This window comes from Klebsiella sp. MS 92-3 (assembly GCF_000195655.1).
GTDB lineage: Bacteria > Pseudomonadota > Gammaproteobacteria > Enterobacterales > Enterobacteriaceae > Klebsiella > Klebsiella pneumoniae.
Genome location: NZ_GL882805.1, coordinates 13,117 through 20,036 on the forward strand (window position 1 = coordinate 13,117; position 6,920 = coordinate 20,036).

The window sequence follows — 6,920 nt, forward strand, 5'->3', positions numbered from 1 at the left end:
CAGGTTTCCTGACCGGCTTTTTTTATTGTCTATTTTCTGCCGCTTTCCCGGCCCTTAATTACATTTACGACATATTAAATCTTCATTTTCTTAGCAATTAATTCATGCAAAATATCTATTAAAAGCCTTTTTCTAAAACCTTTCTTTATGTATGGGTAAAACTTCTACTCATATCAAAAAATAATCAATTCAAAGGGTATATATTCAAAATACCTGATGAATCATGGGATTACTTCTGTTGCTGTATCTTCGGCGCGACGGCGCTGGAGAGGGATCGCCGCATCTCATGCTTCTCCCGGTAAGGCGCAGAAATAATCCCGACAGGCAGGTAGGGATCATTTTTAGATCTGAGTGGACAGGCTTTGGGGGCTGCATGGAATTCGCGATACAACTCATTATTATATTAATTTGTCTGTTTTATGGTGCCCGAAAAGGAGGTATTGCGCTGGGGCTGCTGGGCGGCATCGGTTTGGTGATCCTCGTCTTTGTTTTTCATCTCCAGCCGGGCAAACCGCCGGTTGATGTGATGCTGGTGATCATTGCAGTGGTAGCCGCCTCGGCGACTCTGCAGGCGTCCGGCGGGTTAGACGTGATGCTGCAGATTGCCGAGAAGCTGCTGCGGCGTAACCCGAAATATGTTTCTATCGTGGCGCCTTTCGTCACCTGCACGCTGACCATCCTCTGCGGTACCGGCCACGTGGTGTATACCATCCTGCCGATTATCTACGATGTGGCGATTAAGAATAACATTCGTCCGGAGCGTCCGATGGCCGCCAGCTCCATTGGCGCTCAGATGGGGATCATCGCCAGCCCGGTCTCGGTGGCGGTGGTATCGCTGGTGGCGATGCTGGGAAATTTTACCTTTAACGGGAAACACCTGGAGTTTCTCGATCTGCTGGCGATAACCATTCCGTCCACGCTGCTGGGTATTTTAGCCATCGGTATCTTCAGCTGGTTCCGCGGCAAAGACCTGGATCAGGACGAAGCCTTCCAGGCGTTTATTGCGCTACCGGAGAACCGCCATTACGTCTATGGCGATACGGCGACGCTGCTGGACAAAAAGCTGCCGACCAGCAACTGGATAGCAATGTGGATTTTTCTGGCCTCTATCGCCGTGGTGGCGCTGCTTGGCGCTTTTTCTGAACTGCGCCCGGCCTTTGACGGTAAACCACTGTCGATGGTGCTGGTTATCCAGATGTTTATGCTGCTCTCCGGAGCGCTGATCATCATCATTACAAAAACTAACCCGGCATCGATTTCCAAAAATGAGGTCTTTCGTTCGGGAATGATCGCTATCGTCGCGGTGTACGGCATCGCGTGGATGGCGGAGACCATGTTTGGCGCGCACATGACCGAGATTAAAGGCGTGCTTGGTGAAATGGTAAAAGAGTATCCGTGGGCTTATGCCATCGTGCTGCTACTGGTTTCGAAATTTGTGAACTCCCAGGCGGCAGCGCTGGCGGCGATTGTGCCAGTAGCCCTGGCCATCGGCGTCGACCCGGCCTATATCGTGGCTTCTGCGCCGGCCTGCTATGGCTACTATATTCTGCCGACCTACCCAAGCGATCTGGCGGCGATCCAGTTTGATCGCTCAGGGACCACCCATATCGGCCGCTTTGTGATTAACCACAGCTTTATCCTGCCCGGGCTCATCGGCGTCGGCGTCTCCTGCGTGTTTGGCTGGATATTCGCGGCGATGTACGGCTTTCTGTAAGAAGGACGGGCGCCGGCAGCGACGCCCGTTAAATCCGTGAGATTATTGCGCGAGGGGCAGACGACGATAGAGTTCAATCATGTCGGTCGCCAGATCCTGAATGACCATAGCGTTCATCAGATGGTCCTGGGAATGCACGGTGATCAGGTTGACCGGCAATTTACCGCTGCCTTCATCCATGCCGATAAGCTGGGTCTGAATTTTATGCGCATGTTTGACGAACTCATGGGATTCAGCCATGGCCTGCTCCGCGGCGACAAAATCGCCTTTTCGCGCCAGCTGTAGCGCCGTCAGCGCCGCGCTACGTGCGGAACCCGCGTTAACCAGCAGCTCCATGATGATCGTTTCTAAATCTTCCATCGATTACTCCAGCATCTTAAGGGCTTTATCCAGAACGGCATCACCTTTCATCATGCCGTAGTCCATCATATCGATCACGGCGACCTTCTTGCCGAACGGGTCGGCCAGCGCCTGCAGCTTCGCCTGCTCATATTTCACCTGCGGGCCGAGCAAAATAATGTCGGCGGCGGCCAGATTATCTTTAAACTCAGCGACCGGTACGGCCTTGATAGAGACCTCAACACCCTTCTTCTGCGCGGCATCTTGCATACGCTGAACCAGCATGCTGGTAGACATACCGGCGGCACAGCACAAAACGATATTCTTCATAGTCAGTGGCCCTTGTGTTCCGTGATATCTTATCTTTATCGCGGCCCTGGCGATGCGACAACCGCTTTACCGTGATTGTGTGTAAGGCATCACAGAATAATTGAAACCGGTTTCATTTTTTCCGGAAAAAATAAAAAAGCCCACCGAAGTGGGCGGTGGCGGCGCTGAAGTCTTACGCGCGCAGGATACGGTTTTTACCCTGCTGTTTGGCTTTGTACAGCGCTTCATCGACGCTCACCACCAGCTTATCCAGTGGCTCCATATTCCATTCCCCGAGGCCGGCGCTGAAGGTGACCGTCAGGCCATCTTCGCGCCAGGTGCGTCGTTCGACGTTTACCCGCCATGTTTCCAGCAGCGTGCGGGCGTTATCGATATGTTCGGCAGGAAAGACCACCGCGAACTCTTCGCCGCCGTAGCGATAGAGGGATATCTCCAGCGGCTGGAGGACCTGTAGCCCTTCGCGAGCGACGTTACGCAGGACGATATCGCCATTGAGATGGCCCCAGGTGTCGTTGATCGATTTAAAGTTATCGATATCGACCAGCGCGAGGGCGAATGGCTGGTGATCGTTCATCAGGGCGGCAATATCGCTGTCGAAGGCGCGGCGGTTTTTGCAGCCGGTGAGAGCGTCGATGGTCGCCTGGCGGACGTAGGACAGTTCGCGCTGTTTATTGGTTTCAATCGCTTTACTCAGCATCGCCTCAAGGCGCGGGGCGCGTTTGACGTCACCGGTTTTAATCGCATTGATGATATTCATCAGCACGGTACGGGAAGCATGACGCAGATAAAGACCGAACAGGATAATAATGATCGCTGCGAGAGTGAAACCGCCGATCACTAAATTGGTCTCATGACGTGTCAGATTGACCAGGGTGGCGTTATCGACACGGAAAATCACAAACCAGTCGGGATTGGTAAAGGAGTAATAGTAATACCAGGTGTCGCTCCCGGGATCGTAAAGCTGCCCCTCTCCGCTGGTCATTTTATCCATCAGCTCGTCCCTGACGAAGGGTTTAAACAGCGCGCCCGGGTCGGAGTGCAGGACCACTTTGCCATCCCGTTGCACCACAAAAAATTCCCCCTGTACGGGCGCCACCATCTGGCGCAGCGCGAACCCCATGGAGGTGAGATCGAGATGAAAGGCCAGGCTGCCCTTGAGTTTCCCTTCCGGGGTAATGATGGGTTTGAAAATGGTAATCGTCGGATGGTGGGTGAAATAATCCATATACGGACTGGTGTAGTGGCTGAAGGTGCTGGCTTCCGCCTGTTTGATAAACCAGGGCCGCGTTCTGGGATCGAAAGCCCGGCTGTCTTCGTTTTCCAGCACCTCCGGGGCGCGCAGATAGTGGCCCTCGGTATCCGCCAGCGAGATGGATGAGACGCTTGGCATCATGTTCTGTAACTGCATCAGCGTGGTTAACCCTTTCTCCGGCTCCACATTGACTGCGCGATTCAGTTCGTCATTCCGGGCAAAGAAGGCGGCTGCGCGCCCGAGGATAAAATCATTTTCCCGCAGCAGGGTTTCCGTATAGTTGATCGCCAGGTTATGGGTAAAATTGCGGTTAATATCGTGATAATCTTCGAGAAAATCTTTCTGTTGCGCCAGAGTCACAAAAATAGCGATCAGCATAAAGCTGAGCAAAATACCGGCAAACCCCACGACGATCGGCGTCGTAAAAGAGAGCTTTCTGTTGTGTAGAGCCATGAATCGTTAATCGTCCCGGATGTATAAACCATGGGTCCGAACGCAGGTTGCGTCTGGGACGCCTGCCGATCGAATCAGTTCACTATTGCTCAATTATAACTCTGAGGCCTTCATGTATCGTGATTTATATTCGGCGATAATGTGCAGGCCTCTGCTCAGCGCGGAGAGGCAGGGCGAAAATGAGGAAGAAAAGGTTCGCCCTGGTCAGCGTCCGCTGCTGACCCGGGCAGAATAGAAAAACGGCGTCGGGCGGGCCAGCCTCCGTTTTTCATCTCTCGTGCAGGCGCGCAAAATTATAAGGCGTTTACACTGTACATCATGAGGTTTGCGAAGCGCGTCCCAGCCAGCTATCCCAGTCTTTCCATACCGGCTGCAGGCCGCGGGCGGCCAGCGCGCTGGCGACCTCTTCAGGGCGGCGATCGTCGTGCGGGGCAAATTGCTCGAGCTCCGGATGGTCGTCGGCGTAGCCGCCGGGCTGGGTTTTAGAGAAGGCGCTGACGTTATTGATCGCCAGCGGGATCACCCGGTCGCGGAACCAGGGTGATTCGCGAGTGGATAGCGACAGCTCAACCTCTGGCGCCAGCAGGCGGAAGGCGCAGATAGTTTGCACCAGCTGTCGCTCATCCATCAGCGAAGCCGGTTCAATACCGCCGGCGCAGGGACGCAGGCGCGGGAAGGAGACCGAATAGCGGCTGCGCCAGTAGCGCTGCTGCAGCCACAGCAGGTGCTCAGCGACTATAAAGCAGTCCACTCGCCAGCTGTCGGAAAGGCCGATGAGCGCGCCAAGGCCGATCTTATCGATCCCCGCCGCGCCTAAGCGATCCGGCGTATCCAGCCGCCAGAAGAAATCCTGCTTTTTTCCTTTCAGATGGTGTTGGGCGTACATGCTTTCATGATAGGTCTCCTGATAGACCATCACCCCGTCGAGCCCCAGGGTTTTCAGCTCGGCATACTCTTCAGTCGCCAGCGGCTGCACTTCCATATGCAGCGAGGCAAACTGGCTGCGGATAGCCGGTAGGTGCTGACGGAAATAATCCATTCCCACCTTACCCTGATGTTCGCCGGTCACCAGCAGCAGATGCTCAAAGCCCAGGTTGCGGATCGCGGCGCACTCGCGGGCAATCTCGGCGGCATCAAGCGTCTTGCGCTTAATGCGGTTGCTCATCGAGAAGCCGCAGTAGGTGCAGTCGTTAGCGCACAGGTTGGAGAGATACAGCGGCACGTAGAAGCTGACGGTATTGCCGAAGCGCTGCCGGGTGAGGCGCTGCGCGCGCTGGGCCAGCGGTTCAAGGTAATTGGCCGCGGCAGGCGAGAGCAGGGCCATCATATCGTCGCGGGTGAGCTGTTTGGCCGCCAGCGCCCGTTCGACGTCGGCGGCGGTTTTGCTGTTGATGCGCAGGCGGATATCGTCCCACTCCAGCTGCCGCCAGCGATCGCTAAAGGTTTTCATGCCAGCGCCTCCAGGAATCCGGTGAGCGGGCTGGTGGCCTGCGCCTGCGTACTGCGTGCCCCCGGTCCGGCCTGACGCGCCAGTAATCCGGCATCGATCGCCATACGGAAGGCGCGGGCCATGGCCACGGGGTCGTCGGCGACGGCAATGGCGGTATTGACCAGCACCGCGTCCGCGCCCATCTCCAGCGCCTGCGCCGCATGGCTCGGGACGCCGATCCCGGCGTCGACCACCACCGGGACCGTCGCCTGCTCGATAATAATCTCCAGCATGGCTTTGGTTTCCAGCCCCTGATTGGAGCCGATCGGCGCACCCAGCGGCATCACCGCCGCGCAGCCCACCTCTTCCAGTCGTTTACACAGCACCGGATCGGCGCCGCAGTAGGGCAGCACCACGAACCCTTCGCGGACCAGCAGCTCCGCCGCTTTCAGGGTTTCAATCGGGTCGGGCAGCAGCCAGCGGGCGTCCGGGTGGATCTCCAGCTTCAGCCAGTGGGTACCCAGGGCTTCCCGCGCCAGACGGGCGGCAAACACCGCCTCTTCCGCCGTCTTGGCGCCCGAGGTATTCGGCAGCAGGCTGACTCCCGCCGCCAGCAGCGGGGCGAGGATGGCGTCATTGCGCTGGCGTAAATCGACGCGCTTCATCGCCAGGGTTACCAGCTGGCTGCCCGAGGCGCGAATCGCCTCGACCATCACCTCCGGGGCGGCGAATTTGCCGGTACCGGTGAAAAGATGGGATTCAAACGTTTTGTCTGCAATACGTAACATGTCAGCCTCCAGCGATAACCTGAAAAAGCAGGACCCGATCGCCTTCCTGCAAGAGATGATCTTCCCACCGGTCGCGCGGCAGGATGTGTTGATTGAGCGCCAGCGCAACGCCCGGCTGCTGCTGTTCGAGCTGGGTCAGCAGGGCGCTGACGCTGAGATTGTCGGCGCACGCCAGCGGCTCGTCGTTAAACCAGATCTGCATGCCGCCCTCCGCACACCGGGCAGCTCCGGGAGCGCTGTAGCGCAAGGGCGCGCCAGTTGCTGGTGCGGGCGTCGAACAGCCGCAGGGTGTTGCGCGGCGTCGCCATGCCGCTGAGCAGCTTAATCGTCTCCAGCGCCTGCAGGGTGCCCATCATGCCGACCACCGGGCCGACGATCCCCGCGGTGCGGCAGTTGCGCTGCGGTTCATCGCTTTCCGGCCACAGGCAGCGATAGCAGCCCTGCCTCCAGGGCGGGGTGAGCACCATCAGCTGACCGCCGAAGCCCACGGCGCTGGCGGTTACTAACGGGGTATCGAGGGCCACACAGGCGGCATTGATCGCCTGGCGGGTGACCATATTATCGGTACAGTCCAGCACCACGTCCGCTTTCGCCACTTCGGCGCGTAGCGCCTCG

The 6,920-nt window shown here is 57.2% G+C and carries 8 protein-coding genes; 1 reads left to right on the forward strand and 7 read right to left on the reverse strand.

Annotated elements, in window-relative coordinates:
* Positions 1–373 precede the first annotated feature (373 nt).
* On the forward strand, positions 374–1,714 hold the full coding sequence (gene dcuB / locus HMPREF9538_RS14725) for an anaerobic C4-dicarboxylate transporter DcuB (protein WP_004192681.1): 1,341 nt from the start codon (positions 374–376) through the stop codon (positions 1,712–1,714).
* Between the two features lie 42 nt (positions 1,715–1,756).
* On the opposite strand, the gene HMPREF9538_RS14720 is transcribed toward dcuB, so the two are convergent.
* The 7 genes from HMPREF9538_RS14720 to HMPREF9538_RS29875 all read right to left on the reverse strand — a co-directional run.
* Entirely contained in the window at positions 1,757–2,074 is a 318-nt protein-coding gene (locus tag HMPREF9538_RS14720; protein ID WP_002884149.1) for a PTS lactose/cellobiose transporter subunit IIA, read from the reverse strand.
* A gap of 3 nt (positions 2,075–2,077) precedes the next feature.
* Positions 2,078–2,383 (reverse strand): PTS sugar transporter subunit IIB, encoded by a 306-nt coding sequence (locus HMPREF9538_RS14715; RefSeq protein ID WP_002884150.1) that lies wholly within the window; start codon positions 2,381–2,383, stop codon positions 2,078–2,080.
* Between the two features lie 172 nt (positions 2,384–2,555).
* The gene (locus HMPREF9538_RS14710; protein WP_004178221.1) at positions 2,556–4,088 is read right to left on the reverse strand and encodes a sensor domain-containing diguanylate cyclase; all 1,533 of its coding nucleotides are present in this window, start codon (positions 4,086–4,088) and stop codon (positions 2,556–2,558) included.
* A gap of 316 nt (positions 4,089–4,404) precedes the next feature.
* Entirely contained in the window at positions 4,405–5,538 is a 1,134-nt protein-coding gene (thiH, locus tag HMPREF9538_RS14700) for a 2-iminoacetate synthase ThiH (protein ID WP_004177872.1), read from the reverse strand.
* Positions 5,535–6,305 (reverse strand): thiazole synthase, encoded by a 771-nt coding sequence (gene thiG, locus HMPREF9538_RS14695; protein ID WP_004146302.1) that lies wholly within the window; start codon positions 6,303–6,305, stop codon positions 5,535–5,537. Before thiG ends, thiH begins: the two co-directional genes overlap by 4 nt.
* A gap of 1 nt (position 6,306) precedes the next feature.
* A complete protein-coding gene (gene thiS, locus HMPREF9538_RS14690; protein ID WP_002884183.1) occupies positions 6,307–6,507 on the reverse strand; it encodes a sulfur carrier protein ThiS in 201 nt (66 codons plus the stop codon).
* Positions 6,491–6,920, reverse strand: a 430-nt coding sequence (locus tag HMPREF9538_RS29875) for a HesA/MoeB/ThiF family protein (protein ID WP_009485010.1), incomplete at its 5' end; no start/stop codon positions are given. The genes thiS and HMPREF9538_RS29875, both read right to left, overlap by 17 nt.